Source organism: Ruegeria sp. D6 (assembly GCF_056534365.1).
In genome coordinates this window covers 987,183-1,013,091 of the sequence record NZ_JBQFPH010000001.1, presented here as the reverse complement: position 1 = coordinate 1,013,091, position 25,909 = coordinate 987,183, and the positions used below count along the sequence as shown (strand labels likewise).

26 protein-coding genes are annotated in these 25,909 nt (G+C 56.4%); 11 read left to right on the top strand and 15 right to left on the bottom strand.

What is annotated here, in order from left to right; genetic code table 11:
* The first annotated feature begins 7 nt into the window (after positions 1-7).
* Both ACR0A1_RS05020 and ACR0A1_RS05015 read left to right on the top strand, forming a co-directional pair.
* The gene (locus tag ACR0A1_RS05020) at positions 8-1,225 is read left to right on the top strand and encodes a serine hydrolase domain-containing protein (RefSeq protein ID WP_480866482.1); all 1,218 of its coding nucleotides are present in this window, start codon (positions 8-10) and stop codon (positions 1,223-1,225) included.
* A gap of 49 nt (positions 1,226-1,274) precedes the next feature.
* Positions 1,275-2,141 (top strand): acyl-CoA thioesterase, encoded by an 867-nt coding sequence (locus tag ACR0A1_RS05015; RefSeq protein WP_170509894.1) that lies wholly within the window; start codon positions 1,275-1,277, stop codon positions 2,139-2,141.
* On the opposite strand, the gene ACR0A1_RS05010 is transcribed toward ACR0A1_RS05015, so the two are convergent.
* Both ACR0A1_RS05010 and ACR0A1_RS05005 read right to left on the bottom strand, forming a co-directional pair.
* Positions 2,138-2,905 carry an SDR family oxidoreductase gene (locus ACR0A1_RS05010; protein ID WP_480866480.1) on the bottom strand — a complete coding sequence of 256 codons (768 nt, stop codon included), beginning with the start codon at positions 2,903-2,905 and terminating at the stop codon, positions 2,138-2,140. The two genes, ACR0A1_RS05015 and ACR0A1_RS05010, sit on opposite strands and share 4 nt — an antisense overlap.
* Before the next feature lie 133 nt (positions 2,906-3,038).
* Positions 3,039-4,268 carry an acyl-CoA dehydrogenase gene (locus ACR0A1_RS05005; RefSeq protein ID WP_480866478.1) on the bottom strand — a complete coding sequence of 410 codons (1,230 nt, stop codon included), beginning with the start codon at positions 4,266-4,268 and terminating at the stop codon, positions 3,039-3,041.
* A 98-nt stretch (positions 4,269-4,366) separates the two neighbouring features.
* Here ACR0A1_RS05005 and ACR0A1_RS05000 point away from each other — a divergent pair, with 98 nt between their 5' ends.
* Complete coding sequence (locus ACR0A1_RS05000; protein ID WP_170610675.1) at positions 4,367-5,278, top strand: LysR substrate-binding domain-containing protein; 912 nt, start codon at positions 4,367-4,369, stop codon at positions 5,276-5,278.
* Here ACR0A1_RS05000 and phoB read toward each other — a convergent pair.
* The 10 genes from phoB to ACR0A1_RS04950 all read right to left on the bottom strand — a co-directional run bounded on the left by phoB (position 5,275) and on the right by ACR0A1_RS04950 (position 14,704).
* Complete coding sequence (phoB, locus tag ACR0A1_RS04995; protein ID WP_170393066.1) at positions 5,275-5,964, bottom strand: phosphate regulon transcriptional regulator PhoB; 690 nt, start codon at positions 5,962-5,964, stop codon at positions 5,275-5,277. The two genes, ACR0A1_RS05000 and phoB, sit on opposite strands and share 4 nt — an antisense overlap.
* Positions 5,965-5,976: 12 nt before the next feature.
* Positions 5,977-6,678: a phosphate signaling complex protein PhoU gene (phoU, locus tag ACR0A1_RS04990; RefSeq protein ID WP_170393065.1), complete on the bottom strand. Its 702-nt coding sequence runs from the start codon at positions 6,676-6,678 to the stop codon at positions 5,977-5,979.
* 16 nt (positions 6,679-6,694) lie between these two features.
* The gene (gene pstB / locus ACR0A1_RS04985; protein ID WP_170393064.1) at positions 6,695-7,492 is read right to left on the bottom strand and encodes a phosphate ABC transporter ATP-binding protein PstB; all 798 of its coding nucleotides are present in this window, start codon (positions 7,490-7,492) and stop codon (positions 6,695-6,697) included.
* A gap of 12 nt (positions 7,493-7,504) precedes the next feature.
* Complete coding sequence (gene pstA / locus ACR0A1_RS04980; protein ID WP_170562724.1) at positions 7,505-8,821, bottom strand: phosphate ABC transporter permease PstA; 1,317 nt, start codon at positions 8,819-8,821, stop codon at positions 7,505-7,507.
* Complete coding sequence (pstC, locus tag ACR0A1_RS04975; RefSeq protein WP_480753210.1) at positions 8,818-10,290, bottom strand: phosphate ABC transporter permease subunit PstC; 1,473 nt, start codon at positions 10,288-10,290, stop codon at positions 8,818-8,820. The genes pstA and pstC overlap by 4 nt, the downstream gene beginning before the upstream one ends.
* An 88-nt stretch (positions 10,291-10,378) precedes the next feature.
* Positions 10,379-11,419, bottom strand: coding sequence for a substrate-binding domain-containing protein (locus tag ACR0A1_RS04970; RefSeq protein ID WP_170393061.1), 1,041 nt, complete (start codon positions 11,417-11,419; stop codon positions 10,379-10,381).
* 181 nt (positions 11,420-11,600) lie between these two features.
* Positions 11,601-12,632: an ATP-binding protein gene (locus ACR0A1_RS04965; protein WP_170393060.1), complete on the bottom strand. Its 1,032-nt coding sequence runs from the start codon at positions 12,630-12,632 to the stop codon at positions 11,601-11,603.
* Between the two features lie 6 nt (positions 12,633-12,638).
* Complete coding sequence (locus ACR0A1_RS04960) at positions 12,639-13,160, bottom strand: gamma carbonic anhydrase family protein (RefSeq protein ID WP_170646059.1); 522 nt, start codon at positions 13,158-13,160, stop codon at positions 12,639-12,641.
* Positions 13,157-13,798, bottom strand: a complete 642-nt coding sequence (gene gmk, locus ACR0A1_RS04955; protein WP_170393058.1) for a guanylate kinase — start codon at positions 13,796-13,798, stop codon at positions 13,157-13,159. Before gmk ends, ACR0A1_RS04960 begins: the two co-directional genes overlap by 4 nt.
* Before the next feature lie 15 nt (positions 13,799-13,813).
* Positions 13,814-14,704 carry a YicC/YloC family endoribonuclease gene (locus tag ACR0A1_RS04950; RefSeq protein WP_170393692.1) on the bottom strand — a complete coding sequence of 297 codons (891 nt, stop codon included), beginning with the start codon at positions 14,702-14,704 and terminating at the stop codon, positions 13,814-13,816.
* Between the two features lie 232 nt (positions 14,705-14,936).
* Here ACR0A1_RS04950 and ACR0A1_RS04945 point away from each other — a divergent pair, with 232 nt between their 5' ends.
* The gene (locus ACR0A1_RS04945) at positions 14,937-15,608 is read left to right on the top strand and encodes a PAS domain-containing protein (RefSeq protein ID WP_480866475.1); all 672 of its coding nucleotides are present in this window, start codon (positions 14,937-14,939) and stop codon (positions 15,606-15,608) included.
* 55 nt (positions 15,609-15,663) lie between these two features.
* Here ACR0A1_RS04945 and ACR0A1_RS04940 read toward each other — a convergent pair whose 3' ends face one another.
* Entirely contained in the window at positions 15,664-17,034 is a 1,371-nt protein-coding gene (locus ACR0A1_RS04940; protein ID WP_480866473.1) for a class II 3-deoxy-7-phosphoheptulonate synthase, read from the bottom strand.
* A 169-nt stretch (positions 17,035-17,203) separates the two neighbouring features.
* On the opposite strand from ACR0A1_RS04940, the gene ACR0A1_RS04935 reads away from it, so the two are divergent.
* Positions 17,204-18,208 (top strand): GlxA family transcriptional regulator, encoded by a 1,005-nt coding sequence (locus tag ACR0A1_RS04935; RefSeq protein ID WP_480866471.1) that lies wholly within the window; start codon positions 17,204-17,206, stop codon positions 18,206-18,208.
* A gap of 20 nt (positions 18,209-18,228) precedes the next feature.
* Here ACR0A1_RS04935 and ACR0A1_RS04930 read toward each other — a convergent pair whose 3' ends face one another.
* On the bottom strand, positions 18,229-18,756 hold the full coding sequence (locus ACR0A1_RS04930) for a GNAT family N-acetyltransferase (protein ID WP_480866469.1): 528 nt from the start codon (positions 18,754-18,756) through the stop codon (positions 18,229-18,231).
* An 88-nt stretch (positions 18,757-18,844) separates the two neighbouring features.
* The gene (locus ACR0A1_RS04925; protein WP_480866467.1) at positions 18,845-19,939 is read right to left on the bottom strand and encodes a PQQ-dependent sugar dehydrogenase; all 1,095 of its coding nucleotides are present in this window, start codon (positions 19,937-19,939) and stop codon (positions 18,845-18,847) included.
* Positions 19,940-20,109: 170 nt separating this feature from the next.
* Between ACR0A1_RS04925 and ACR0A1_RS04920 the strand changes: the two genes are divergently transcribed.
* From ACR0A1_RS04920 to ACR0A1_RS04895, 6 genes are all read left to right on the top strand, one after another.
* A complete protein-coding gene (locus ACR0A1_RS04920; protein ID WP_170510292.1) occupies positions 20,110-21,291 on the top strand; it encodes an ABC transporter substrate-binding protein in 1,182 nt (393 codons plus the stop codon).
* 125 nt (positions 21,292-21,416) lie between these two features.
* Positions 21,417-22,205 carry an ABC transporter ATP-binding protein gene (locus tag ACR0A1_RS04915; RefSeq protein WP_170393051.1) on the top strand — a complete coding sequence of 263 codons (789 nt, stop codon included), beginning with the start codon at positions 21,417-21,419 and terminating at the stop codon, positions 22,203-22,205.
* Positions 22,202-23,032: an ABC transporter ATP-binding protein gene (locus tag ACR0A1_RS04910; protein WP_170509856.1), complete on the top strand. Its 831-nt coding sequence runs from the start codon at positions 22,202-22,204 to the stop codon at positions 23,030-23,032. The genes ACR0A1_RS04915 and ACR0A1_RS04910 overlap by 4 nt, the downstream gene beginning before the upstream one ends.
* A gap of 85 nt (positions 23,033-23,117) precedes the next feature.
* Entirely contained in the window at positions 23,118-24,128 is a 1,011-nt protein-coding gene (locus ACR0A1_RS04905) for a branched-chain amino acid ABC transporter permease (protein ID WP_170393049.1), read from the top strand.
* The gene (locus ACR0A1_RS04900; protein WP_480866464.1) at positions 24,125-25,438 is read left to right on the top strand and encodes a branched-chain amino acid ABC transporter permease; all 1,314 of its coding nucleotides are present in this window, start codon (positions 24,125-24,127) and stop codon (positions 25,436-25,438) included. Before ACR0A1_RS04905 ends, ACR0A1_RS04900 begins: the two co-directional genes overlap by 4 nt.
* 227 nt (positions 25,439-25,665) lie before the next feature.
* Entirely contained in the window at positions 25,666-25,878 is a 213-nt protein-coding gene (locus ACR0A1_RS04895; protein ID WP_480438555.1) for a hypothetical protein, read from the top strand.
* Positions 25,879-25,909: the final 31 nt, after the last annotated feature.

Below are 25,909 nucleotides of genomic sequence, written 5' to 3'. Positions count from 1 at the left end.
TTGCCTCATGGGATTTGATCCGACCGCGCAGACCCACATCCGCCAATGGATGCACAGATATGTTGAGCAGAAGAAATACGCAGGCAGCGCCCTTCTGATCCACCAGAACGGGCAAGAGGCATTCTTTCACGCATGTGGCCGCCGCTGCATTGAAACCGACCTCGCGTTTCAGCGGGACAGCCTGATTCGGATATATTCGATGACCAAGCCTGTGACGTCCGTTGCCTTGATGATGCTGGTGGAACAGGGGTTGTTTCATCTAGATGCCCCGGTTTCCGATTTCCTGCCAGAGTTTGCAACGATGCAAGCCTTGGTCCCGGGTGCAACGCAGTTGGACCAGACCGAGGACGCGCCGATACCCAGCCTGCATCAGTTGCTGACGCACACCAGCGGGCTGAGCTACCCGTTCAATCCCGGCCTTTTGCCAATGGCCATGGATGAGCTCGATCTGATCTTTTCCCCGAAACAAGGCCCGCTGTCAGACCGGGTTAAAGTGCTGGCAGGGTTGCCGCTGGCTTTTCAGCCAGGCAGTCGCTGGGAGTACTCGGTCGGGATCGACGTGATTGGCCGCGTGATAGAAGTCGTATCAGGCAAACCGCTGGACGTGTTTCTGACAGAACACATCTTTCGACCACTTGGGATGAGTGAAACCGCGTTTTCAGTGCCTGAAGGGGAAGGGGACCGATTTGCCTCGCTCTACACCCCGCTCGAAGGCGATGCCATGGCGCTGAATGCCGCAAAATCGGGTGGCGAAACATTGCGGTTGGTGGATCGGGCCGGAGAGTCCCCGTTTGAGGCGGCAACGACCTTTTCTGGCGGTGGCGGATTGATCAGTACCATCGACGATTACAGCAAGTTCGCCGAGATGTTGCGAAACAAAGGAACCGCAAATGGCGCGCGATTGCTCGGACCGAAGACCGTAGAATTCATGTATCGTAACCACTTACCGAGCGATATCGCCTCAATGGGTCCACAAAGCTTTGCCGAGCAACCCATGGAAGGCACAGGCTTTGGCATCGGAGGCGCGGTGGTACTGAACCCGGCGCGCACCCGAGCCCCAAGCTCGGTTGGCGACTATGGCTGGGGCGGGATGGCCTCCACCTATTTCTGGATCGATCCGGTCAACGCGCTTTCAACAGTGTTTTTTACACAGCTCTCGCCATCCAGCTCTTATCCATCCCGAGCGGAACTCAAGGCGCTTGTTCACGCGGCGCTCGTTGAATGATCGGTGTTTGAGTGATACCGGAAAAGGCCAAGACGCCGGAGAGCCCCGAATGACCGAAGCCGAACGCATATTGCTTGATCTGCTGAATATCGAACCGCTTGAGGTCGATTTGTTTCGCGGAACCGGTTCTGGTGGTGAGACGCCTACGCGTATCTTTGGCGGGCAGGTGATCGCGCAAGCGCTTGCGGCAGCGTACAGGACGGTCGAGGATCGTTTATGCCATTCCTTGCACGCCTATTTCATAAGGCCCGGAGATCCGTCAATTCCGGTTATATATCAAGTGGATCGCGCGCGCGATGGAGGTTCTTTTACAACCCGCCGCGTGGTTGCGATCCAGCATGGCAAGCAAATTTTGAACATGTCGGCCTCGTTTCACAAGCAGGATGACGGATGGGAACATCAGCATCCGATTCCGGACGTTCAAGCGCCCGAGCACCATCCATCGCGTGACGAATTGCGCGAAAAATACCTGGATCGCGTTCCCGAAAAGCTGAAAGCTGAATTGCTGCGCGAGCGCCCGATCGAAGTGCGCGAAATCGATCCGCTGGACCTGTTTGCACCCGCAAAGGCAGATGACAAGAATCACGTCTGGTTTCGCATGGGCGCAGCGAACCACGCGGACACCGTCACACAACATCTTCTATTGGCCTATGCCTCGGATATGAGCTTGCTCAGTTCCGGAATGCGGCCCCATGGGCTGAGCTGGTTCACTGGTGAAATTGATGGGGCCAGTCTGGACCATGCAATCTGGTTTCATGCGCCCGTGCAGTTTCAAAACTGGCATCTGTATTCGATGGAGTCGCCGTGGACAGGGCAGGGGCGCAGCTTCAATCGGGGTTCGATCTTCTCGCAGAATGGTGAATTAGTTGCATCCGTCGCGCAAGAAGGCCTGCTCAGAAGACGGAAACCGCGCTAAGAACTGCCAGCAAACCTTTGATTAAGCTTCATCATTCCACCTAACCATCGGTCGTAGTCTTCTGTTTTTAAACGCATATAGTCAAGCACTTGTGGATGCGGAAGAATCAAGAAACGTTCATCCACCAGCGCCTCGACACAGGCTTGGGCGACCTCATCAGGTTCAATTATTCCGTCAATCGCGGCGACCGAATCCTCATGTCCACGTATCATCTCGGACCGAACGGCCTGTGGACACAGAACTGAGACCCTGAGACCTTTGTCGCCATAGGTCATCGCGACCCATTCAGCAAAACCCACAGCCGCATGTTTGGTTACGCCATAAGGGGCTGCGCCGGGTTGATTGAGCAATCCAGCCGCTGATGCTGTGATCATCAAATAACCACCACCACGCGCAACCATCCTTGGGACCAGGTGCCGCGCCGTCCAGACATGAGACATCACGTTGATCTGCCAGATGCGGTCCCATTCAGCATCCGGCACTTCAAATCCACCTAGGGTGAGTATTCCCGCATTGGCACAGAATAAATCAATCGGAGCGATCTTATCCTCGACAGTCTCAATCAGATTTCGAATATCACTTTCCTTGGACACATCACAGCTGAGTGCATCACCGCCAATTTGCGCCGCCACGGCCTGCGCGCCGGCAAGGTCGATATCGGCGCAGACTACATGCGCACCTTCTTCTGAGAACCGCTTGGCAAGACCTTTACCTATGCCATTTGCAGCGCCAGTGATGACGACGGTCTTCCCAATCAGAACCATTGCATAGCTCGTGTCTTACTTCTCAAACACAGCGTAACATATTGGCGAGCCACGACCAATGTGTGTTCTATAGTCGTGGCTCGCTTGCTATGTATTATACATAATACCGATTATGCGAGTACCAGATACAGCCTCAGTAAAATGCCTGTAACCCAGTTTGCGCCCGCCCCAGGATCAATGCATGAACGTCGTGCGTGCCCTCATAGGTGTTGACTGTCTCAAGATTGATCATGTGACGCACCACCTGGAACTCAAGTGAGATACCGTTGCCGCCGTGCATGTCACGCGACATCCGCGCAATGTCCAATGCCTTGCCGCAATTGTTACGTTTGATGATCGAGATCATCTCGGGCGCAGCTTCAGCCTGATCCATCAGACGGCCGACGCGCAAGCTTGCTTGCAGTCCCAAAGAGATTTCGATCTGCATCTCTGCCAGTTTGCGTTGAAACAACTGGGTCTGCGCAAGTGGTCGATTGAACTGTTTACGATCCAAGCCGTATTGACGCGCTGCGTGCCAGCAGCATTCCGCGGCCCCCATCGCACCCCAGCTGATACCATAGCGTGCGCGGTTCAGGCAGCCGAACGGTCCCTTGAGACCCTGAACATGTGGAAGCAAAGCGCCCTCGTCCACCTCAACGCCATCCATGACAATTTCACCTGTGATCGAAGTACGCAGGCTCAGCTTGTTCTCGATCTTCGGTGCGCTCAGGCCCTTGGTGCCTTTATCCAGCACGAACCCACGAATCTTGCCGTCATGTGCATCAGACTTGGCCCAGACCACATAGACATCTGCGATCGGTGCGTTTGAAATCCACATCTTGCTGCCGGTCAGACGATACCCGCCATCAATTTTCTCGGCGCGGGTCTTCATCGCCGCCGGATCCGAACCCGCATCCGGCTCTGTCAGGCCAAAACACCCAATCCATTCGCCACTTGCCAGTTTCGGCAGATATTTGCGACGCTGTTCTTCGCTGCCATAGGCGAAAATCGGGTACATCACCAACGAGCTTTGCACCGACATCATCGAGCGATAGCCGGAATCCACCCGTTCAACTTCCCGCGCCACCAGTCCATAAGATACGTAGCTCGCACCGATCCCGCCATATTCTTCGGGGATTGTCGTGCCCAACAGCCCCATTTCACCCATTTCACGAAAGATCTCGGGATCGGTTTCTTCGTTTGCAAAAGCCTTGGTGACACGCGGCTGCAATTTCTCCTGGGCGTAAGCGCGCGCGCTGTCGGCAATCAGGCGTTCATCCTCTTCCAACTGGTCCGACAAGCGAAACGGGTCGTCCCAGTTGAAACGTCCAAGGTCAGGCGCATCTTTTGCGCGCAGGACAGGCTTTGTATCTGGAGCGTTCATTTTGCTTCTCCGACTTGAATAGATTTGCGCAACTATAATCTGAGAAATATTCAAAAAACAGCGAGACATTTGCATTGTTTCATGATCAAAACGCATAGATGGACACCAAGCGCCCTATCCTGCCGCCTATATCCGCGCTGCGCGCGCTTGAAGCTTTGGATCGCCTTGGATCAGCCTCGTCAGTCGCGGATGAAATGGCACTGACGCAGAGCGCGGTCAGTCGGCAACTGCAGACGCTTGAAGCGCATTTGGACGCAGAATTGGTCAGCCGTGATCGCAAGCGATTGTCACTGACAAAGGCTGGACAAGACTATGTACAAGAAATTCGGCCAGCCTTGTCTCAGATCGCGCAGGCGGCGCTGAAACTGCACATTTCCCCTGTCGGTGGGACATTGAATCTGGCGATTCTGCCGACATTCGGAATGCGCTGGCTGGTACCGCGTCTGCCGGATTTCGCCCGCCGCCATCCGGATATCACAATCAACATGACCACGCGATTGCGACCGTTTAGTTTTGCTTCGGAACCCTTTGATGCGGCTTTACATTTTGGGGAACCTGATTGGCCTGGAACTGATCGCTTGCTATTAAGTGTCGAGCGGGTTTTGCCCGTCTGCGCGCCCGAGCTTTTACCCAAAGGCACTCCGACGTCACCCCGCGATCTGCTAAAACTGCCGCTGCTGCATATCCAGACAAGACCGCGCGCCTGGCAGGACTGGTTTCAACAGATGGGTGTCACGCACCCGCATCCCCTGCCCGGCACCGTCCACGACCAGTTCAACACCATCAACCAAGCCGCGCTGCACGGCCTGGGTGTTGCCCTGTTGCCAAACTATCTGGTGGAACAAGACCTTGCGACAGGTAGGCTGGTTGCAGCCTTCCCTGACGCGATAGAGACGATGGGGGCATATTATCTGGTTTGGCCGCGCGAAAAATCGGATGACGGATCATTGCGAGAGTTTCGACACTGGCTTGCTTCTCAGGCCCAGACCGAAGAAGCACTGCCACGTTAGCCGAGCGCGTACCCTGCCCCGCGCACCGTTCGCACCGGATCTTCGCCGCCATGTTGAGTCAACGCTTTGCGCAGACGACCGATATGAACATCAACAGTACGCGTGTCGACGTAGATATCGCGGCCCCATACGCGGTCAAGCAACTGCTCGCGGCTCCAGACCCGGCCGGGCTTTTCCATGAATGTGCTCAGCAACCGGAACTCGGTCGGGCCCAGTTTTAACAGCTTGTTGTCGCGGCTGACCTTGTGGGTCTCAGAGTCCAGTATAATATCGTCAAACTCCAACCGGATGCCAACGGTCGCTGGACGGACTCTGCGCAATTGTGTCCGTACACGTGCCATCAATTCGACAACCGAGTAAGGCTTGACCACATAATCATCGGCACCGGTTTCAAGGCCGCGCACTTTATCAACCTCTTCCGAGCGCGCCGACAGCATGATGATCGGAATTGATCGGGTGTCCGGCCGCGTTTTCAGGCGGCGGCAGACCTCGATACCGCTGAGATTGGGCATCATCCAATCCAGAACGATGATATCCGGGCGGTCTTCTTCGACCAGCAACAAAGCTTCGTCGCCATTAGCGGCACGGATTACCCGGAACCCTTCGGCGTCCAGATTATAGGCCAGTACCTCTCTTTGGGCCAACTCATCCTCAACAACCAGTACCGTCGGTTGATCAGCGGACATGACTGAGATCTCCTAGATCGTTTGCGACGTGTTGTCGGCTTTGGGGCGCGCTTCGCTGGGTCTCTCGCCGGTGACGAGATAGACGACCTGCTCGGCAATGGCGGTGACGTGATCGCCCATGCGTTCGATGTTTTTTGCGATGAAATGCAGGTGCATGCACGATGAGATATTGCGCGGATCCTCCGCCATGAAGGTCAGGAACTCGCGAAACAGGCCGTTATACATCTGGTCCACTTCCAGATCCCGCTCGATCACGTCCTGCGCCAGCTCAGCATCACGCTGGATATAGGCATCCAGCGCGTCGCGCAGCATCCGCTCGACCTCGCGCGCCATTCGGCGCAGAGCGGCGGCACTGCCGTTGATTTCGCCGGCATTCACCAGAACGGTCGTTCGCTTGGCGATGTTCTTGGAGTAATCTCCAATCCGTTCAAGGTTGGTCGCAACCTTCAGAACGGACAGCACCAGCCGCAAATCGCTGGCCGTCGGTGCACGCAAGGCAATCAGGCGCGCGGTCTCTTCGTCAATCAGTTCTTCCAGTGCGTCGATGGCCTTGTCGCCTTGACGCACTTCATTTGCCAGTTCTTCGTCGCGGGTCTCCAGCGACCGGGCCGCGCCCATAATGGCGGCTTCGACCAGTCCACCCATCTTCATGATGTGTGCTTGGATGGCCTCAAGGTCGCGGTCGAACGCGGATGCAATATGTTGTTCGCTCATTGCAGTTATCCTGTGCTCAGCCAATCCGGCCGGTGATGTAACTTTCGGTTCGGGGATCTTCGGGGTTGGTGAAGATCTGCCCGGTTTCGCCGAACTCAACCAAGTTCCCCAGATGGAAAAACGCTGTCTTCTGACTGACCCGCGCGGCCTGTTGCATCGAATGGGTTACGATCACCACTGAATAGCGTGAACGCAGTTCGTCAATCAGTTCCTCGACCTGCGCGGTTGCGATTGGGTCGAGCGCCGAACAGGGTTCGTCCATCAATAGCACCTCAGGCTCGGTGGCTACGGCGCGCGCAATGCAAAGACGCTGTTGCTGACCACCAGAAAGGCCGGTACCGGGGGCATCCAGACGGTCCTTGACCTCATCCCAGATCGCACCACGACGCAGAGATTTCTCTACGATTTCATCCAGTTCTGCCTTATTCTTGGCAAGGCCGTGGATACGCGGACCGTAAGCCACGTTGTCATAGATCGATTTGGGGAACGGGTTCGGTTTTTGAAAAACCATGCCGACCTTGGCACGCAACTGTACCGGATCTACGCGCTTGTCGTAAATGTCTTCACCGTCCAGCAGGATATCACCCTGCACCCGGCAAATATCGATTGTGTCGTTCATCCGGTTCAGACAGCGCAAGAAAGTGGATTTACCGCAGCCAGAGGGTCCGATGAAAGCCGTCACAGTCTTGTCTTCGATATCGACGCTCACGTCCTTGATGGCGTGGGTCTCACCGTAGTAGACCTGAACCTGCTTGGCGTTGATCTTGATGTCTTTGGAGTCCACGGTTCTCTCCACTCGTGTCATATCGTTCATTTTAAACCCCTCCTACCAGCGGCGTTCAAAGCGGCGGCGCAGGATGATAGCGATGATATTCATGGTCAGCAGGAACATCAAAAGGATGATGATGCCACCCCAGGCTTTCTCGTAAAAACCCACATCGGCGCGTGCGGCCCAGGTGTAGATCTGTGCCGGCATGGCCGAGTTCGGCTCGGTGAAGCCCGCCAAAAAGCCATCGGGATAGCCTCGGGCGACAAAGCCCACCATGCCGATCAACAGCAACGGAGCAGTTTCACCCAGCGCCTGCGCCAGACCAATGATGGTACCAGTCAGGATACCGGGCGCGGCCAACGGCAGCACGTGGTGGAAGACGGCCTGCATCTTCGAGGCCCCTACCCCCAACGCCGCGTCGCGGATAGACGGGGGAACCGCCTTTAACGAGGCTCGGGTTGAGATGATGATCGTTGGCAACGTCATCAGGGTCAGGACTAGACCACCGACCAACGGTGCCGATTGCGGCAGGTGCATGAATTGAATGAACACTGCCAGCCCCAGGATACCGAAGACGATGGACGGAACGGCGGCCAGGTTCGAGATATTCACCTCGATCAGGTCGGTAAATTTGTTCTGCGGCGCGAATTCTTCCAGATAGATCGAGGCGGCGACCCCAATGGGCAGCGACAGGCACAGCACCACCAGCATCATGAAGAACGAGCCAACAACTGAGGCACCAATACCCGCGCCACCGGGGTTATCCACGCCCGAGTCCGCACCAGTGATGAACGGCCAGTTGAATGCCTGCTTGATGATCCCTGCCTCTTTCAACGCGTCCACCAGATCCAGATCGCTGAGTTGCAGGAAGCGGCTGTCCTGCAGTGTGTCACGAGACACCCGACCCTTGAAGTAGCCATCCACACGGCTTGAAGCCGCCAGATCGAACATGATCGGCTCACCCAGCTTGCTAGGATTATCGGCATAGAAGGTTCGGATCGTACCGCCGATTTTGCCCAACAGACGCTCGATGGCATCCTGATCGAAATCCACGGTGATGCCACTTTCGGCCAGTTGTCCATTCAGTTCCGCAATGAACAGATTGGAGTAGGCCTTTGTCTTGAACATCGTGCCTTCGGCTTCATCGCGCTGCGCTTCGCTCAGCGTGAATTCTAAACTGATAACTGTGCGCTGGAAGGCCGGGATGCCCTGCGACAGGATTGAGGCAAACAGCACAATCAGAAAGAACAGTCCGGTCGCGATGGCGACGATCCCATAGGCGCGAAAACGCTTTTCGGCAGCCGCGCGTTTTTTGGTCCGGGCATCGGATGCAGTCAGCGAGGTCGAGGTATTTTGCATGCTGGCGTCGGTCATTCGTACTGCTCCCGATACTTGCGCACGATATAAAGGGCGAAAACGTTCAGCCCCAGCGTGAGGATGAACAGCGTCATGCCAAGCGCGAAGGCGACGAGGGCCTCGGGCGAGGCGAAATCGGCGTCGCCTGTCAGCTGGCTGACGATCTTGGCGGTTACGGTGGTCATGGCCTCGAACGGGTTCAGGTCCAGACGCGCAGCGGCCCCTGCCCCCAGAACCACGATCATGGTCTCACCGATGGCGCGCGATGCCGCCAGCAGGATCGCTCCCACGATCCCGGGCAAGGCTGCGGGCAAAACGACCTGCCGGATGGTCTCTGACTGCGTGGCCCCCAAACCGTAAGAGCCATCCCGCATCGCTTGCGGCACTGCGTTGATGATGTCATCGGAAAGCGATGAAACGAATGGGATCAGCATGATGCCCATGACCAGACCGGCGGTCATCACGGCCGTACCGGCTTTCATCCAGCCCAATCCGTCATCCCCGAACACGCTCAGCAACAGCGGACCAACGGTCAGCAGGGCAAAAAGGCCGTAAACGATGGTCGGGATACCGGCCAGCACCTCAAGCATCGGTTTAGCGATCGAGCGCACGCGCGAAGAAGCGTACTCGCTGAGATAAATCGCAGCGAAAAGACCGATTGGCACGGCCACCAACAACGCCACCAACGAGATATAGAACGTACCCCACAGCAAAGGGATGATACCCAGATCTGATGCCCCGCCACGGCCCGAGAAACTGGGCGCCCAGGTAGTACCGAAAAAGAACTCTGATGCCGGGTAAAGCTTGAAGAACTCCCACGTATTGAAAACCAGCGAAAGGACGATGCCGACCGTTGTCAGGATCGCAATCGACGCAGCCGCCAGCAGCAACACACGAATTCCCTGCTCAACCACATTGCGGGCACGATATTCAGAATGCGTCTGGAACCAACTGAACGCAGCACCGGCCAAGGCGACCAGTATCACAGCGGCGGACATGATCGCGTAACCGGTTGAATTTATCGCCCGATAGGCTTGAGCTGCATGCAAAACCGTCTGCGTGATGTCCGAGGTTACGACTTGACCCGCGTCCTTCAACTTTTGGGTCATCTCGGAAATATCCGCCCGCGCATCCTGTGCGAGCGTTTCGGTGAGATGTCCCTGCGCAACGGCACTGTCCAGACCATTTGCGGTCCGACGCACCTCGGCCATAACAAGACTGCGCGACGATCCTTCCTTGATAGCCGTTTCGGGAACCATATCCGAGATCTGAGAGTTAACGTAGAGCGGCTGAACCAGCAGCCAGACGATCAACAAACCTAAGGCGGGAACTATGACTTTCAGTGCGACGTTAGCGCCATAAAACGAGGGAAGAGAATGCAGATTGCGGCTGTCCCCTCCGGCACTTTGCAAGGCGCGCATTCGCCCCAAAACATATCCGACTGCCGCGATCGCAAGCACGATCAGAATGAGCCAAAGAATTGGCATGACGCCCCCATAGGTCTTGATCGGGATTAGGGTAAAATTGGGGGCGACAGAAAACGCCGCCCCCAGTCAATTCAATCGGGGTGAGGGATTAGCTGCCCGAACCCAAGGTAACTTCGTTGGCAATCGCGTCCTGCGTTTTTGCCAGTTCAGGATCGGCAACCAGACCGTAGTTGGCCAGCGGGCCCGAGGGACCAGCAATTTCTTCATGAGTGAAGAACTGGGCGTATTCTTTCAGACCGGGGATCACGCCGATATGCGCTTTCTTGACGTAGAAAAACAGCGGGCGCGAGACGGGGTATTCACCCGACGCGATGCTCTCGGTCGACGGTGCGATACCACCCATCGTAGCCACTTTCAGCTTGTCGGTGTTGTTCTCGTAGAACGCCAGACCAAACACGCCGATACCATTGGTGTTGGTGTCGATGCGGGCCAGAGTTTCGGTGTAGTCACCGTCGATATCGACCGATTTGCCGTCGGTGCGCACGTCCAGGCATGCATCTTCGGCGTCATCTTCGCTTAGGCCGCCCGCGACCATGGCTTCCATCGCGCCCGTCGCTTCGCAACCTGCCAGCAGAACCTTGTCTTCGAACACTTCGCGGGTACCGTGCTTGGTGCCCGGGATGAACATTGCGATTTCCACATCCGGCAGGTCAGCGTTGAACTCGGCCCAGCTGTTGAAGCTGTTGTCGACCAGCGCGCCATCTTTCATCACTTTCGATCCGATGGCATTGTAAATATCCGCAGGCTCAAACGCCGTGAAGGCAGGACCCGACTGCTGGCTTGCAAATACGATGCCGTCATAACCGATGCGGACTTCCATGATGTCGGTCACACCGTTTTCGGCGCATGCTTTAATCTCTTTTTCACGGATGGCACGCGATGCGTTTGCAACGTCGATCGTGTTTTCACCGACGCCTTCGCAGAAGCGTTTCAGACCGGCGGACGAGCCGCCTGATTCAACAACCGGTGTGGGGAAGTCGGTATTTTCACCGAACAGTTCTGCAACGATTGACGCATAAGGCAGAACGGTGGAAGAGCCAGCAACTTGAACGTTGTCACGCGCAGCAGCAGTGGTTGCCGAGACGGCAGCGATAGCCAGCGCAGAAGCCGACAGTTTTACAAAGGACATTTCAGTCTCCTTGAAAAGGATGGGTACTGATCATCCCCATGATGATCTGAGCGCAGCACTATGACGCCTGCGTAAGTCTTTTGTGACAGGTATGTAACGGTTTCATGACAACTCATGAATTTCTCAGAAATTCTTAACTTGACGAAGCGTCACCCCAGTAAAGCCTGCGTTTGGCACGCCCTCAGCGTGGTAGAATGACCGTAAACGTCGCGCCCTGCCCCGGCTCACTTTCCACCCGCAACCTGCCCCGATGGCGATTGACGATATGCTTCACGATTGCAAGCCCCAGTCCGGTTCCGCCCAACTCGCGCGAGCGGTGACTGTCTGCGCGGTAGAATCGTTCGGTCAACCTGGGCAGGTGTTTGGCATCAATACCGGGCCCTTGATCAATGATCTTGATACGTACCGCAGGACCGCGCATCGCCGTATCCCGCTCAGACAGGGTTACGACCACACCGACCTTGCCACCGCTGCCCCCGTATTTGATCGCGTTTTCAACGAGATTGGTTATCACCTGACGAAGCTGATCGCTGTCTCCGACCATCTCGATCGACTCGTTTGGGGCATCCAACGAAACAACAACACTGGCATCATCCGCCAGCGGTCGCAGAGTGTTTAAGGTCGATTGAATCAGACCTGTCAGTTCCAATGGCTCTTTGGGTCTGACCCGTTCTTCACTTTCCACTCGATTCAGCGACAGCAAATCCCCCACAAGCCGGTTCATCCGATTGGCCTCATCCGCCATGATCTGAAGAAAACGGTCGCGGGCGGCGGTGTCATCGCGGGCGGGGCCTCGCAATGTTTCGATAAACCCCATCAAGGCCGTTAGCGGCGTGCGCAATTCATGGCTGACATTGGCCACAAAATCGCGCCGCATCTGACCTGCCTGTTCCAGATGCGTGATATCTTGAAATACCGCCAATACCGCCTCGGTCCCACCGACGAATCTGCACTGCACCTCAAACGTCGTATCCTGAGCACCATCATTGGAAAGATGCCGCGCTTTGCCGGGTTGTTTCGAGCGCAGGCATTGTTCGACGGCATCGATGACCTGAGGCTGGCGCAGGATTGTGGCAAAATGCCTGCCTTCGATTGCGTGCCCCAAAAGCGTCCGCGCCTCGCTATTTGCGGCGACAATACGCTCGGTCTGACCGACCAGCACGGCGGGCATCGGAATGGCTGAAACCAATTCGGCAAGCAGGGTATCCGTCATGCGCGTTTAGACCGGACGCAATGTTTGGCGAAACTTACGCATATTGTCCTGATAGTGCAGCGCACTCAGCGTTAGTTTCTGGGCCGCCGCCTCATCAAGCTGCCGCACAACTTTGCCCGGCGAGCCCATGACCAACGAATTATCGGGAACCTCTTTGCCTTCGGTGATCAGCGCCCCCGCCCCTATCAGACAGTTCTTTCCGATCTTCGCTCCGTTTAGAACGATAGCCCCCATACCGATCAGCGTATTGTCTCCGATCGTGCAACCATGCAGCATGACCTTGTGACCAATTGTGCAGTTCTTCCCAATGGTCAGCGGATAACCCGCATCGATGTGCATCACGCAGTTTTCCTGCACATTGCTGCCTGCGCCCACACGGATTTCTTCGTGATCGGCCCGGATGGTGCACCCGAACCAGACCGAAGCGCCTTGTTCCAGGACTACTTTGCCGATCAAGTTGGCGTCGGGGGCTACCCAGGTGTCTTCGTGAATTTGCGGCGAGTGATCGCCCAAGGCATAGATGGTCATGACAAGCCCTCGAACTCGGTCTGCAACGAGCGGATGTGGTTCTGCAGGCTGGGCTGTTGGATGCGACGCATGCGTTCTGCGCTGACGATGGTCTTCAGCTTTTCCTCGGTGGTATCCAAATCATCGTTGATCAGAACATAGTCGTAGTAGCCCCAATGGCTGATCTCATCCCAGCTTTTCAACATGCGCTTGGCGATCACATCCTCACTGTCCTGCCCACGCCCTTCCAGCCTGCGCCGAAGCTCGCGGATCGAGGGCGGGAGGATGAAAATCGACAACGCATGCTTGCCCAGATCCGAATTTCGGATCTGCACTTCTCCCTGCCAATCGACATCAAAAAGCACATCGCGCCCCTGTGTGATGGACTCGCGGACCGGTCCAGCAGGAGAGCCGTAGAAGTTGCCGAACACATGCGCGTGTTCCAGCATCTGCCCATCCGCCACCTGCTGTTTGAACTCGTCCTCGGATAGGAAGTAATACTCCCGGCCATGCTCCTCACCCGGGCGCGGAGCACGGGTGGTGGCCGAGATCGAGAATTCCAAACCGACATCCCATTGCATCAAACGGCGGGCCAGAGTGGATTTACCTGCGCCCGAAGGCGAGGACAGTATGATTAATAGACCGCGGCGATCCGCCATGTGATGTTCCCGTCCTTATTCCACGTTCTGCACTTGCTCGCGCATCTGATCGATGACCGCTTTCAGCTCCAACCCAACCGCCGTCAGTTCGGCATTCTGCGATTTCGAGCAGAGCGTATTGGCCTCACGATTGAATTCTTGCATCAGGAAATCCAGCTTACGCCCAACCGGGCCGTCTTGCGTCAAAAGGGAACGCGCCGCAGTGACATGGGCCTTCAACCGGTCAATTTCTTCGGTAATATCGGCCTTGACCGCGATCAGGGCCAGTTCTTGTGCAACGCGATCAGGGTCCGCACCTTGCGTATTGTCGAGAACGCGTGTCAGGTTTTCGCGCATGTTTTGCGCCATTTCCTCGCGGCGACGCTCGGCCAGATCAGCGGCCTGATCCGTCAGCTTTGCGACTTGGTCGAGTTGTCCCGCAAGAATGCCTGACAGAGCTTCTCCTTCGGAACCGCGCATCTCAATGAATGAAGCAAGCAAGCCACCGAACTCAGATTTCAGGTGCTCGACAAGTTGGGCTGGATCATCCGCGTCAGCTCCGGCTTCCAACATCCCTTTCAACGCAAGAAGATCACTGGCTTTGGACGGAGCCAACAATACGCCCCGCGCGCCAGCAAGCGCTTCGGTCTGGGCCAGTGCATCCAGCGCAGCTTCCATCGCTGGGGTATTCAACCGGACATCCGCGGCGGATTCTTCCCGTCCCATCCGAAGGGACAGCGTGATGTTCCCTCGGTTGACCTGCTTCGATAGATCGCCTCTCAGCGCGGCCTCTAACCCTGTCAACCAATCGGGAAGCCGCAGACGTAGATCCAGCCCCTTGCCATTGACGCTGCGCAATTCCCAAGTCCAGCTATGGGGACCAAACGCCCCCTTGCCCGAGGCGAAACCGGTCATGGATTTGATCATGCCTGCCCTTTCCGTCAAATTCACTGGTCGCACCTAATGCCATTGACCAGCAAGGGGCAAGACCTTGCTCATTCCCCAATCAATGCCAAGAGGTTAACCATTCGTTAAAGAATTGCTCCAAAATTGTATTAACCCGTGTCAATCTGACAGTCAGAAAAGCTGGCGGATCGCAGCTTTGCCCATTAGATGGCATTTTAGGAAAATCGCGAGTGATTGACGGTAGGGTGATGAAATGAAAACCTTTTTCGGGACTGGTTCCGGCTCAGAACTTGGAAAGATCATCGCAATGGACCGATTTGACAGCGGGCGAAGCCTTTCTCCCATCCGTCAGGCCGAAGCCTATTGGACCGCCTTGCTGACAGGTAAAGGCGTTCCGATGCGCTCGCAGATCGATCCGCGCGGCCTGGAGAATGTTCTCGAATACACTTTCATACTGGAACGCATCGCGCCGGGTTTGGCCCGGTTTCGGCTGGCGGGAAGTCACCTGAACAATCTGGCGGGCATGGAAGTTCGCGGTATGCCTCTAACGGCTTTTTTCGAACCGAGCGCCCGCGATGATGTCAAATCCATTCTGGGCCAAGTCCTCACCGGCCCCGCAGTTGCTGAACTGGGCTTGCTTTCGAAAGGCAAGCTCGGACGAACCAGCCTTCAGGCCCGCATGATCCTGCTGCCGCTTAAAAGCGATCTGGGCGACGTCAGCCGCATTCTTGGGGTTATGGTCAGCGACGGAACCATCGGGGCGACACCGCGTCGCTTCATCGTCTCGGATCGCCGCGTCAACACGATCTCTGATTTGCAACAGCCTCCGAGGCCTATCCAACAGCAAGCAGAGGGGTTCGCTGAAGACCAGACCGCGTTCAAAGGGGCACCGCACCTAAGGTTGGTATCATCACGTGACGACTAAATGAAAACGGCGGGCATGAGGCCCGCCGTCTTACTAATTCAGGATGTATTCGAAGTCAGCTTGCAGCGCGCTTGCTGCGGTCACGACGTAGGTTGGTCAGTTCTTCCGCGACAAGGAATGCAAGTTCCAGCGACTGCGAGGCGTTCAGGCGCGGGTCGCAAGCTGTGTGATAGCGATCCGAAAGATCCTCTTCGGTCACCGCGCGCACACCTCCGGTGCATTCGGTGACATCCAGCCCTGTCATTTCGAAATGAACACCACCGGGGATCGTGCCTTCAGCCTGATGTACGCCAAAGAAATCGCGTACTTCGCGCAGCACGGAATCAAACGGCCGGGTCTTGTAGCCGGTCGCGGATTTGATCGTGTTGCCATGCATCGGATCGCAGACCCAAGTAACCTGTGCGCCCTCTTCCTTCACGGCTTTGACCAGACGCGGCAGATGCTCACCCGCTTTACCTGCACCAAAGCGCGCGATCAGAGTCAGACGCCCCTCTTCGTTTTCGGGATTCAACTTGGACATCAGAACCTTGAGGTCTTCGGCACTGGTTGTCGGGCCACATTTCAGACCAATCGGGTTCAGAACACCCCGGCAGAACTCGACATGCGCACCGTCGGGCTGACGGGTCCGATCGCCGATCCAGATCATGTGCCCGGAACCGGCCAACCAATTGCCCGAGGTCGAATCCAGACGGGTCAGAGCCTCTTCGTACTCAAGCAACAGGCTCTCGTGGCTGGTGTAAAACTCCACCGATGAGAATTCGTGGGTGGTGTCGGCGGTGATGCCAGCAGCCCCCATGAAGTCAATCGAATCTTGAATGCGGTCGGCGATCTCAGAGTATTTCTGAACGTCTTGCCCGTCGGCAAAACCCAGCGTCCACGAATGCACGTGGCTCATATCCGCAAAACCACCGGTCGAGAACGCCCGCAGCAGATTCAGTGTTGCCGCCGCCTGTGTATAGGCCTGAAGCATCTTGTCGGGATTCGGAATACGTGCCTCGGGTGTAAAGGCCAGCTCATTGATGATATCACCGCGGTAGCTGGGCAGTTCCACGCCTTCCACAACCTCGGTAGGTGCGCTGCGCGGCTTTGCGAACTGGCCCGCCATGCGGCCAACTTTAACCACGGGAACCTTGGCGCCGTAAGTTAGCACCATTGCCATCTGCAGCATCACCTTGAACGTGTCACGGATCGCATCCGCGCTAAACTGCTCAAAGCTTTCAGCGCAATCTCCGCCTTGCAACAGGAACGCTTCGCCACGGCCCGCGGCTCCCAGATGCTGCTTCAGCCGTCGCGCTTCACCCGCAAAAACCAGCGGGGGATACTGCGAAAGCTGCGCCTCGACTTTGGCCAGCGCGGCCGCGTCGGTATAGTCTGGCATCTGAACCCGGGGCTTGTTGCGCCAGTTCGTTTTTTGCCATTCAGTCATAGCTTTTATCTCCGCTGAAGTATTTCAGGTGGCCTCTATACAAAAAGCATGAATGAGAGGCCATATCCCTTTTGCGCCTCTTGACGCCATAATCAAGCTTTGAGCATGGTGACTGGCATATCCGCCACCGTGGAAATCCCGGTGCGCGCCGAATCAAGGACAGTTCGCCATGCAAGAGCAACGCCAAGTTGTCACTGTGGATCATAGCACAGGCAAGCCGCATAACTTTGTATTTGTGCTTCTGGACAAGTTTTCCCTTTTGTCATTCGCTTCGGCTTTGGACAGTCTGCGGATCGCCAATCGAATGGCCAACCGAGTGCTTTATACCTGGACCTTGACGGGCGAAGGCGGTGAAACAGTGACTTGTTCAGCCGGAACTTCTTTCAATCTTGATTCTGATCTGACCGAATTGCAGCGTGACGACGTCGTCCTGATCTGCGGGGGGGTCGATGTACAAGCGGCAACCACCAAACGCATCCTGAACTGGGTACGCCGCGAAGCGCGTAAAGGGTTGAAAATCGGCGGTCTTTGCACCGCGGCCTATACGCTGGCCAAAGCCGGTTTGCTGGAAGGCAAGCGCGCAACGATCCATTGGGAAAACTCAGACAGTTTTGCCGAAGAATTCGACACAGTAGAGCTGACCAAGTCGGTGTTTTTGGTTGATGGCAACCGAATGACAACTGCTGGCGGCACATCCTCGATTGACCTGATGCTCAAGCTGATTGCCGAAGACTACGGAGAAGACCTGGCCAACGCGGTCGCTGATCAGATGATCTATTCTTCGATACGTACGGATCAGGACACGCAACGTTTGTCGACACCTACACGGATCGGCGTGCGCCACCCCAAGCTCAGTCAGGTTATCCTGATGATGGAAAAGAACATAGAAGAGCCAATCTCGCCTTCTATTCTAGCCAAGGACGTAGGCATGTCGACGCGCCAGCTAGAACGTCTGTTCCGCCGCTATCTCAGCCGCTCGCCCAAGCGCTACTACATGGAACTGCGCCTGCATAAAGCGCGGAACTTGCTGATGCAGACCGATATGAGCGTCATCAATGTGGCGCTGGCTTGCGGCTTTGCCAGCCCGTCGCATTTCTCCAAATGCTACCGGGCGCATTACAACACCACGCCTTATCGCGAACGCGGTGCACAGAGCGGTCGGTTGTCTGTTTGATTCACGGCCGCAGGGAAACCTTACAAATCTTTCGCAAAGTAGTGCAGGTGCGGCCGTAACATCGGTTGATCCAGATAGGTCGTGGTTTCGATTGGTGAGTCCAGTTCAACAAAACCAAGTTTGGGGTACAGGTCGCGCATTTCGACATTCGGTGTAAGCGTATCGGCGATGAGGCGTTTCAAACCCATATCACGCGCGGCCTGTTCCCGGGCTTCGATCAAGGCACGCCCGGCACCGGTCCCCCGTGCCTCCTCGGTCACAAAAACCCGCTTAAGTTCTCCGGTTTGGTGATCAAATCGTTTCAGCATCCCACATCCAATGATGTCTCCGGCATCGTTTCGCGCCACCACAAGACATCCATTCGGGGGTAGGTAATCCTCTGTATGCGCCCAAAACTCCGCCAATGCGCTTTCGGGGGCTGCTGGATCAATCTCAAAGCCCATATCCTGCATTCGTTGCACGATAAGCGCGTAATATTGTGCCAGGATCGAATTCAGTTCGCGCTTTGGCGGCATTGTTTCACAAAGCTCGATTACAAAATCACTCATTCAAATCTCCTTATCACCCTGAAGCCCGGAACAGATACACCGTGACCGAATGGCATAGAAGCAAACGCCCTAACCCCGTTTAATACCGTCAGAGGGGCGTCATTCGGTAAACCGCGCCTTGCCCGACGGAAATGAACCAGATCGACCCATCTGGTGCTTCGGCGATGTCGCGAACACGTTCGGTCTCGGGGCCTTCGATCTGCTCAGCCTCACGCAGTGGATCGCCCGCCAAACGTGCAATGTAGTCGAATTTCAAAGAGCCAACGAACAGATTTCCCTTCCATTCCGGCCATAGTTTCCCGGAATAGACCAGCAAGCCAGAGGGCGCGATGGAAGGATCCCAATAATGCTCGGGCTGTTCCATTCCTTGCTTCGACGTGCCTTCACCGATCTTCTGACCCGAATAATGAACGCCATACGAAATCACTGGCCAGCCATAATTGGCACCGGGTCTGATCAGATTAACCTCATCCCCGCCTTTTGCCCCGTGTTCCGAAACCCAAAGCCGGCCCTGCAGATCCAAATTGGCACCCTGCGGGTTTCTGTGACCAAACGACCAGATCTCGGGCCTTACATTGGAATCGCCAACAAAAGGGTTATCACTGGGAACTGAACCATCACGGTTGATCCGAATGACCGTACCCATGTGGTTCGATCGATCCTGCGCAGCCGGGCGATCACCTCGGTCACCGATAGTGACGAACAACGTGCCATCATTCGCTTCAACTACGCGAGAACCAAAGTGGCGCCCGCCGGAGCCACCGGGAGAGGCCTCGAATATCACGCGCAGATTGGTCAGACGTTCTCCGCTTTCCGATAAACGAGCGACAGCGACAGCGGTGCCTGCACCGCCTCGTTGCGATTTGGAGAAAGTCAGAAAAAGCTCGCGGGTCTGATTAAAGTCACGCGCGATGGTGACATCTAGCAGACCGCCCTGCCCGTTCGCGACCACTTTTGGCAGACCCTTGATGCGCTTCGCCTCACCTCCGGCAACGTACAAAAGCTCGCCATCTCGCTCAGTGACAACAAAGCTGCCATCCGGAAGAATGCCAATCGCCCAAGGTGTATCAAGGCCTCTAACCACCTGAGTAACCTGAACCGGCCCGGCGGTTGTGTTGATGACATCGGACCAGCCTGCAATCGACCAGCACGACAGAATGAGAATCGCAAAAGTTCTGATCATACCGACCCAATCCCTAGTGGTGCACCGCAACAAACTGACCTAGCCTAACAAAACAGATAGGATTGCTGCTTTCAAAAGCACTTTTTTGTTAGGACTTTTCTTTTTCGGACAGCTTGCCTAGGGTCATGCCCAGAACGACGACGTTCAAACGATAAATAGGGAGTAACCTAATGAAAAAGCTGCTTACCGCTACTGCAGCAACCGCTCTGCTGGCGGGTACCGCTATGGCCGAGGACGTGAAGCTGGGCGTGCTGTTCGGCTTTACAGGCCCGATTGAATCGCTGGCCCCGGCCATGGGTTCGGGCGCAGAAATGGCGATGGCCGAGGTCACCGAATCCGGCAAACTGCTGGACGGCGCAAGCGTGACCGGAACCCGCGCCGATACCGGCTGTATCGACAATGGTCTGGCCACATCGAACGGCGAACGTATGATCGCCGATGGCGTCGCCGGTATCATCGGCGGCGACTGCTCGGGCGTCACTGGCGCGATCCTGCAGAACGTCGCGATCCCGAACGGCATGGTCATGATCTCGCCGTCGGCCACGTCTCCGGGTCTGTCGACCATGGAAGACAACGGCCTGTTCTTCCGCACCGCCCCGTCGGATGCGCGTGAAGGTCAGGTGATGGCTGACATCCTGAACGATCGTGGCATCAGCTCGATCGCGCTGACCTACACCAACAACGACTATGGCAAGGGTCTGGCGGATGCGATCCAGTCCTCGTTCGAGGCATCGGGTGGCGAGGTGACCATCGTTGCCGCGCACGAAGACGGCAAAGCCGACTACTCGGCTGAAGTGGGCGCGCTGGCCTCGGCCGGTGGCGATATTCTGGTCGTTGCCGGTTATCTGGATCAGGGTGGTCTGGGCATCATCCAGTCGGCGCTGGACAGCGGCGCGTTTGATACATTCGGTCTGCCCGGCGGCATGATCGGTGACTCGCTGCCGACAAACGTTGGTCCCGACCTGAACGGCTCGTTCGGTCAGATCGCTGGCTCGGGCGGTGAAGGTGCCGAGAAGTACTTTGCCATGGCTGAAGCTGCGGGCTTTGACGGTTCGTCGCCCTACTCGCCGGAAAGCTATGACGCCGCCGCGCTGTTCATGCTGGCGATGCAGGCCGCAGGTTCGACCAACCCCGCTGAATACGGCGCGAAAATCATGGATGTCGCCAATGCTCCGGGTGAGCAAATCTTCCCCGGAGAACTGGCTAAAGGTCTGGAGCTGTTGGCTGCCGGTCAGGACATCGATTATGTCGGCGCATCGGGCGTTGAGCTGATCGGCCCTGGCGAAAGCGCAGGTTCCTATCGCGAGATCGAGGTGACCGACGGCGAAAACAAGACCGTCAACTTCCGTTGATCCAAGGTTAAAAGTCATAAAAACAAGCAGCCCGGCCCTTGTGTCCGGGCTGTTTCAATGAAAAAAGGCCGCACTCCGGTTAACGGGGATGGTAAAAACGCCGAAAACGGCGGCTAGGGGAAAAGATGATCGTCGTCGATGACGTGCACAAGCATTTCGGCGGGTTTCATGCGGTGGACGGGGCATCGCTGGAAATCCAAAAGGGCTCGATCACCGGTCTGATCGGACCGAACGGGGCCGGAAAAACCACGCTATTCAACGTGATCGCGGGCGTACTTCCACCGACTAGCGGTAAGGTACACATGGACGGTGAGGATATCACTGGCCTGCCCCCGCACGAGCTGTTTCATAAGGGCCTGCTGCGCACCTTCCAGATCGCGCATGAGTTTTCGTCGATGAGCTGCCGTGAAAACCTGATGATGGTGCCCGGCGCACAATCCGGGGAATCGCTGTGGAACACATGGTTCGGGCGTAAGCGTATCGCGGATGAGGAACGCGCACTTAGGGCGAAAGCCGATGAGGTGCTGGAATTCCTGACAATCGAACATCTGGCCGATCACAAGGCCGGTCAGGTCTCGGGCGGTCAGAAGAAGCTGCTGGAACTTGGCCGAACCATGATGGTCGATGCCAAGATCGTGTTTTTGGACGAGGTCGGCGCTGGTGTGAACCGCACCCTGCTGATGACCATCGCCGACACGATCCTGCGCCTGAACAAGGAACGCGGCTATACCTTCGTCGTTATCGAGCACGACATGGATTTCATCGGCAAGATTTGCGACCCGGTCATCTGTATGGCCGAGGGAAAGGTGCTGGCCGAAGGCACTCTGGACGAGATCAAGGCCAATGAACACGTGATCGAAGCCTACCTAGGCACCGGCCTGAAGAACAAAGACAAGCTGGAGGCGGGCGCATGAGCGACAACCCCTACCAGGACGACAAGGGCAACAAGGACGCCTCGATCACCAATACGCATGGTGTCGGCACCATGACTCCAGCGCATCGCAAAAGCGGTGAAACGCATCGGGTCGAGGGCGGTCCTTTCCTGATTGGCGACACCATGACCGGCGGCTATGGCAAAGGGCCGGACATCCTGCATGACTGCACCATTGCCGTTGACAAGGGTGAGATCGCTGTGATCGTCGGCCCCAACGGTGCGGGCAAATCCACCGCGATGAAAGCCGTTTTTGGGATGCTGGATGTGCGCCAAGGGTCTGTTCGGCTGGATGGTGAAGACATCACCAATCTCAGCCCGCAAGATCGTGTGGTGCGCGGCATGGGTTTTGTGCCACAGACCTCGAACATTTTTACGTCGATGACGGTGGAAGAGAACCTTGAGATGGGCGCCTTCATCCGTCGTGACGATTTCTCGGATACGATGGAGCAGGTCTATGACCTCTTCCCCATTCTCCGCGACAAACGCAATCAGGCCGCCGGAGAGCTGTCAGGCGGCCAACGCCAACAGGTTGCCGTGGGCCGCGCGCTGATGACCCAGCCCAAGGTGCTGATGCTGGACGAACCCACCGCGGGTGTCTCACCCATCGTAATGGATGAGCTGTTTGACCGGATCATCGAGGTTTCCCGAACCGGGCTGCCGATCTTGATGGTCGAGCAAAACGCCCGTCAGGCGCTCGAGATCGCCGACAAGGGATATGTGCTGGTTCAGGGGCGCAATGCCTATACCGGCACGGGCAAGGAACTGCTGGCCGATCCAGAAGTTCGCAAGAGTTTCTTGGGGGGATGACGCCAGTGACAGCTACTCTCGTGTTTGATCACTCTGAAATCAGGTCGAAAAGACGTACGAGCTTGGAAAATGAGGTAACTAACTAATGGACTTCCTCAACGCCCTTGTGGCGCTCTCCAACTTCGTTCTTGTTCCCGCAATCGCCTATGGCAGCCAGTTGGCGCTGGGCGCTTTGGGGGTGACGCTGATCTACGGCATCCTGCGGTTTTCGAACTTTGCCCATGGCGATACGATGGCCTTTGGCGCGATGATCGCGGTGCTGGTCACTTGGGGCCTACAAGCCGCAGGCGTCAGTTTCGGGCCGTTGCCAACGGCTCTGCTCGCCCTGCCCTTTGCCATTTTGGGCTGTATCGTTCTGGTGCTGATCACCGACCGGTTGGTCTATCGCTTCTATCGGGAACAGAAGGCCAAACCTGTCATTCTGGTGATCGTCTCGATGGGCGTGATGTTCATCATGAACGGGCTGGTTCGTTTCATCATCGGTCCGGATGACCAAAGGTTCTCGGACGGAGCGCGTTTCATCGTCTCGGCGCGAGATTTCAAGGCGATGACTGGGCTGCGTGAAGGGCTGGCAATCAAGACCTCCCAGGGCATCACGGTGATCGTCGCGGTTGTCGCCGTGGCGCTGTTGTTCTGGTTCCTGAACAAAACGCGCACCGGCAAATCAATGCGGGCCTATTCTGACAATGAGGATCTTGCGTTGCTGTCCGGTATCAACCCCGAGCGCGTGGTGATGATCACATGGATCATCGTTGCCGCGCTGGCGACCACTGCTGGTGTGCTCTACGGCCTCGACAAAAGCTTCAAGCCATTTGTCTATTTCCAGCTTTTGCTGCCGATTTTTGCCTCGGCTATCGTGGGTGGCCTCGGAAACCCTCTGGGCGCTATCGCGGGCGGTTTCATCATCGCGTTTTCTGAGGTGACGATCACCTACGCGTGGAAGAAAGTGCTCACCTATCTGGCACCTGAAAATCTGGAGCCGTCAGGTTTGGTGCAGTTCCTGTCCACCGATTACAAATTCGCTGTCAGCTTTGCCATTTTGCTGATCGTACTTCTGTTTAAGCCAACCGGCTTGTTCAAAGGAAAAGTGATATGAGCGAGCCCGTCAAAAACACGCTGCTTTTTGTGGTCGTCGGCGCACTCATCCTGTTGACCGGATTCACCCAAAGCTGGAACGCCGCAATCCTGATCCTGAACATGGGCTTGATCTCGGCCATCATGTCGATTGGCGTCAACCTGCAATGGGGCTTTGCTGGCCTCTTCAACGTTGGTGTCATGGGCTTTGTCGCGCTGGGCGGGCTCGCGGTTGTGCTGGTTTCGACACCCCCAACCCCCGGCGCCTGGTCTGGTGGAGGATATGGCGTCATCCTGTCGCTTTTAATGGGCGCGGCAACCGTGGTTGCAGCTGTGATGGTGGCCCAAAAAATGCCCAAGGGACGCACACAAACCTTTGCAATCATCGGTATTCTGGTCGTAGGTTTTTTTGTTTACCGCGCAATTTTTGATCCCAACGTAGCTGCGATCGAAGCGATTGATCCTGCTGTCGCTGGTAATATCGGCGGTTTGAACCTTCCTGTCCTATTCGCTTGGCCTGCCGGGGGACTTTTGGCGGCGGGCGCAGCATGGCTGATCGGAAAAACAGCGCTGGGCCTGCGCTCGGACTATTTGGCAATCGCCACACTTGGTATCGCCGAGATCATCATCGCCGTCATGAAAAACGAGGACTGGCTGGCACGTGGGGTCAAGAACGTCTACGGCATTCCACGCCCCTCACCGGTGGTTGGCTACGAAGTTGAATTGCAGCAAGACCCAACTTTCCTTGCAAGGGCCGAGTGGTTCGGGCTGGATCCGGTTACTGCCTCGACGCTTTCCGTCAAGCTGGGCTACTCTTTGCTGTTCCTGATCGTGCTAATGGTGCTGCTGTGGATGGCTCAGATGGCGTTGAAAAGCCCTTGGGGCCGCATGATGCGCGCCATCCGCGACAACGAGGTTGCCGCCGAGGCGATGGGCAAGGATGTCACCCGCCGCCATCTACAGATCTTTGTTCTGGGCTCAGCCATCTGCGGCATCGCCGGTGCGATGATGACCACTTTGGACGGGCAGCTGACGCCGGGCACTTACAACCCGCTCCGCTTTACCTTCCTTGTCTGGGTCATGGTGATCGTCGGCGGGTCGGGCAACAATTTCGGAGCCGTACTGGGAGCGTTCCTGATCTGGTTCCTGTGGGTTCAGGTTGAACCCATGGGCCTGTGGCTGATGAACCTGATAACCTCAGGCATGCCTGACGGCAGCGCACTTAAGACGCATCTGATCGATAGCGCCGCACATATGCGCCTGTTCACCATGGGACTGATTCTTTTGATTGTTCTCAGATTCAGTCCAAGAGGGCTGATCCCCGAGAAATAAGCAAAATTTCCTGCGAAATTCCCCTAACGCACCGTTAATCGGTGCGTTTTATTGTGCGGCGAGTCAGAACGCTCTAAATCGGTGTATCGTGATCCACCACATCGCGCTGTGCCCCATACCATGTTTGTTTGGTGCGGAGTTGTAACGATCTGACAGTTAACCAAGATGAGAGCACCGTAGTCGCAATGATTAAACCACTCAGAGTTTTCGCAATCGGGATCCCGCTGATGGCAACGCTATCAGCGTGTATTCCCTCACCCGAACAGTTGGAGACCACCCCGGTCAAGGTCCAGACGCCCAAAGGTGTTGTGACCTGTCAGCTTTACCGCCAGGACCGCGTCACCTGGGACCGCGCAATCGATTTTCCGGCCACCAAAATGTCGGTGCCCGAGGCGGATAATTATTGCAGACAGGAAGGCCTGCGCCGGCTTAATCGATAACAATATGGGCGCGCGACTGGTTCGGCGCGCG

Coding starts and splice junctions, on each gene's coding strand:
- ACR0A1_RS05020 (WP_480866482.1), top strand. CDS start 8: ATGGGATTTGATCCGACCGCGCAGACCCACATCCGCCAATGGATGCAC.
- ACR0A1_RS05015 (WP_170509894.1), top strand. CDS start 1,275: ATGACCGAAGCCGAACGCATATTGCTTGATCTGCTGAATATCGAACCG.
- ACR0A1_RS05010 (WP_480866480.1), bottom strand. CDS start 2,905: ATGGTTCTGATTGGGAAGACCGTCGTCATCACTGGCGCTGCAAATGGC.
- ACR0A1_RS05005 (WP_480866478.1), bottom strand. CDS start 4,268: ATGAACGCTCCAGATACAAAGCCTGTCCTGCGCGCAAAAGATGCGCCT.
- ACR0A1_RS05000 (WP_170610675.1), top strand. CDS start 4,367: ATGGACACCAAGCGCCCTATCCTGCCGCCTATATCCGCGCTGCGCGCG.
- phoB (WP_170393066.1), bottom strand. CDS start 5,964: ATGTCCGCTGATCAACCGACGGTACTGGTTGTTGAGGATGAGTTGGCC.
- phoU (WP_170393065.1), bottom strand. CDS start 6,678: ATGAGCGAACAACATATTGCATCCGCGTTCGACCGCGACCTTGAGGCC.
- pstB (WP_170393064.1), bottom strand. CDS start 7,492: ATGAACGATATGACACGAGTGGAGAGAACCGTGGACTCCAAAGACATC.
- pstA (WP_170562724.1), bottom strand. CDS start 8,821: ATGACCGACGCCAGCATGCAAAATACCTCGACCTCGCTGACTGCATCC.
- pstC (WP_480753210.1), bottom strand. CDS start 10,290: ATGCCAATTCTTTGGCTCATTCTGATCGTGCTTGCGATCGCGGCAGTC.
- ACR0A1_RS04970 (WP_170393061.1), bottom strand. CDS start 11,419: ATGTCCTTTGTAAAACTGTCGGCTTCTGCGCTGGCTATCGCTGCCGTC.
- ACR0A1_RS04965 (WP_170393060.1), bottom strand. CDS start 12,632: ATGACGGATACCCTGCTTGCCGAATTGGTTTCAGCCATTCCGATGCCC.
- ACR0A1_RS04960 (WP_170646059.1), bottom strand. CDS start 13,160: ATGACCATCTATGCCTTGGGCGATCACTCGCCGCAAATTCACGAAGAC.
- gmk (WP_170393058.1), bottom strand. CDS start 13,798: ATGGCGGATCGCCGCGGTCTATTAATCATACTGTCCTCGCCTTCGGGC.
- ACR0A1_RS04950 (WP_170393692.1), bottom strand. CDS start 14,704: ATGATCAAATCCATGACCGGTTTCGCCTCGGGCAAGGGGGCGTTTGGT.
- ACR0A1_RS04945 (WP_480866475.1), top strand. CDS start 14,937: ATGAAAACCTTTTTCGGGACTGGTTCCGGCTCAGAACTTGGAAAGATC.
- ACR0A1_RS04940 (WP_480866473.1), bottom strand. CDS start 17,034: ATGACTGAATGGCAAAAAACGAACTGGCGCAACAAGCCCCGGGTTCAG.
- ACR0A1_RS04935 (WP_480866471.1), top strand. CDS start 17,204: ATGCAAGAGCAACGCCAAGTTGTCACTGTGGATCATAGCACAGGCAAG.
- ACR0A1_RS04930 (WP_480866469.1), bottom strand. CDS start 18,756: ATGAGTGATTTTGTAATCGAGCTTTGTGAAACAATGCCGCCAAAGCGC.
- ACR0A1_RS04925 (WP_480866467.1), bottom strand. CDS start 19,939: ATGATCAGAACTTTTGCGATTCTCATTCTGTCGTGCTGGTCGATTGCA.
- ACR0A1_RS04920 (WP_170510292.1), top strand. CDS start 20,110: ATGAAAAAGCTGCTTACCGCTACTGCAGCAACCGCTCTGCTGGCGGGT.
- ACR0A1_RS04915 (WP_170393051.1), top strand. CDS start 21,417: ATGATCGTCGTCGATGACGTGCACAAGCATTTCGGCGGGTTTCATGCG.
- ACR0A1_RS04910 (WP_170509856.1), top strand. CDS start 22,202: ATGAGCGACAACCCCTACCAGGACGACAAGGGCAACAAGGACGCCTCG.
- ACR0A1_RS04905 (WP_170393049.1), top strand. CDS start 23,118: ATGGACTTCCTCAACGCCCTTGTGGCGCTCTCCAACTTCGTTCTTGTT.
- ACR0A1_RS04900 (WP_480866464.1), top strand. CDS start 24,125: ATGAGCGAGCCCGTCAAAAACACGCTGCTTTTTGTGGTCGTCGGCGCA.
- ACR0A1_RS04895 (WP_480438555.1), top strand. CDS start 25,666: ATGGCAACGCTATCAGCGTGTATTCCCTCACCCGAACAGTTGGAGACC.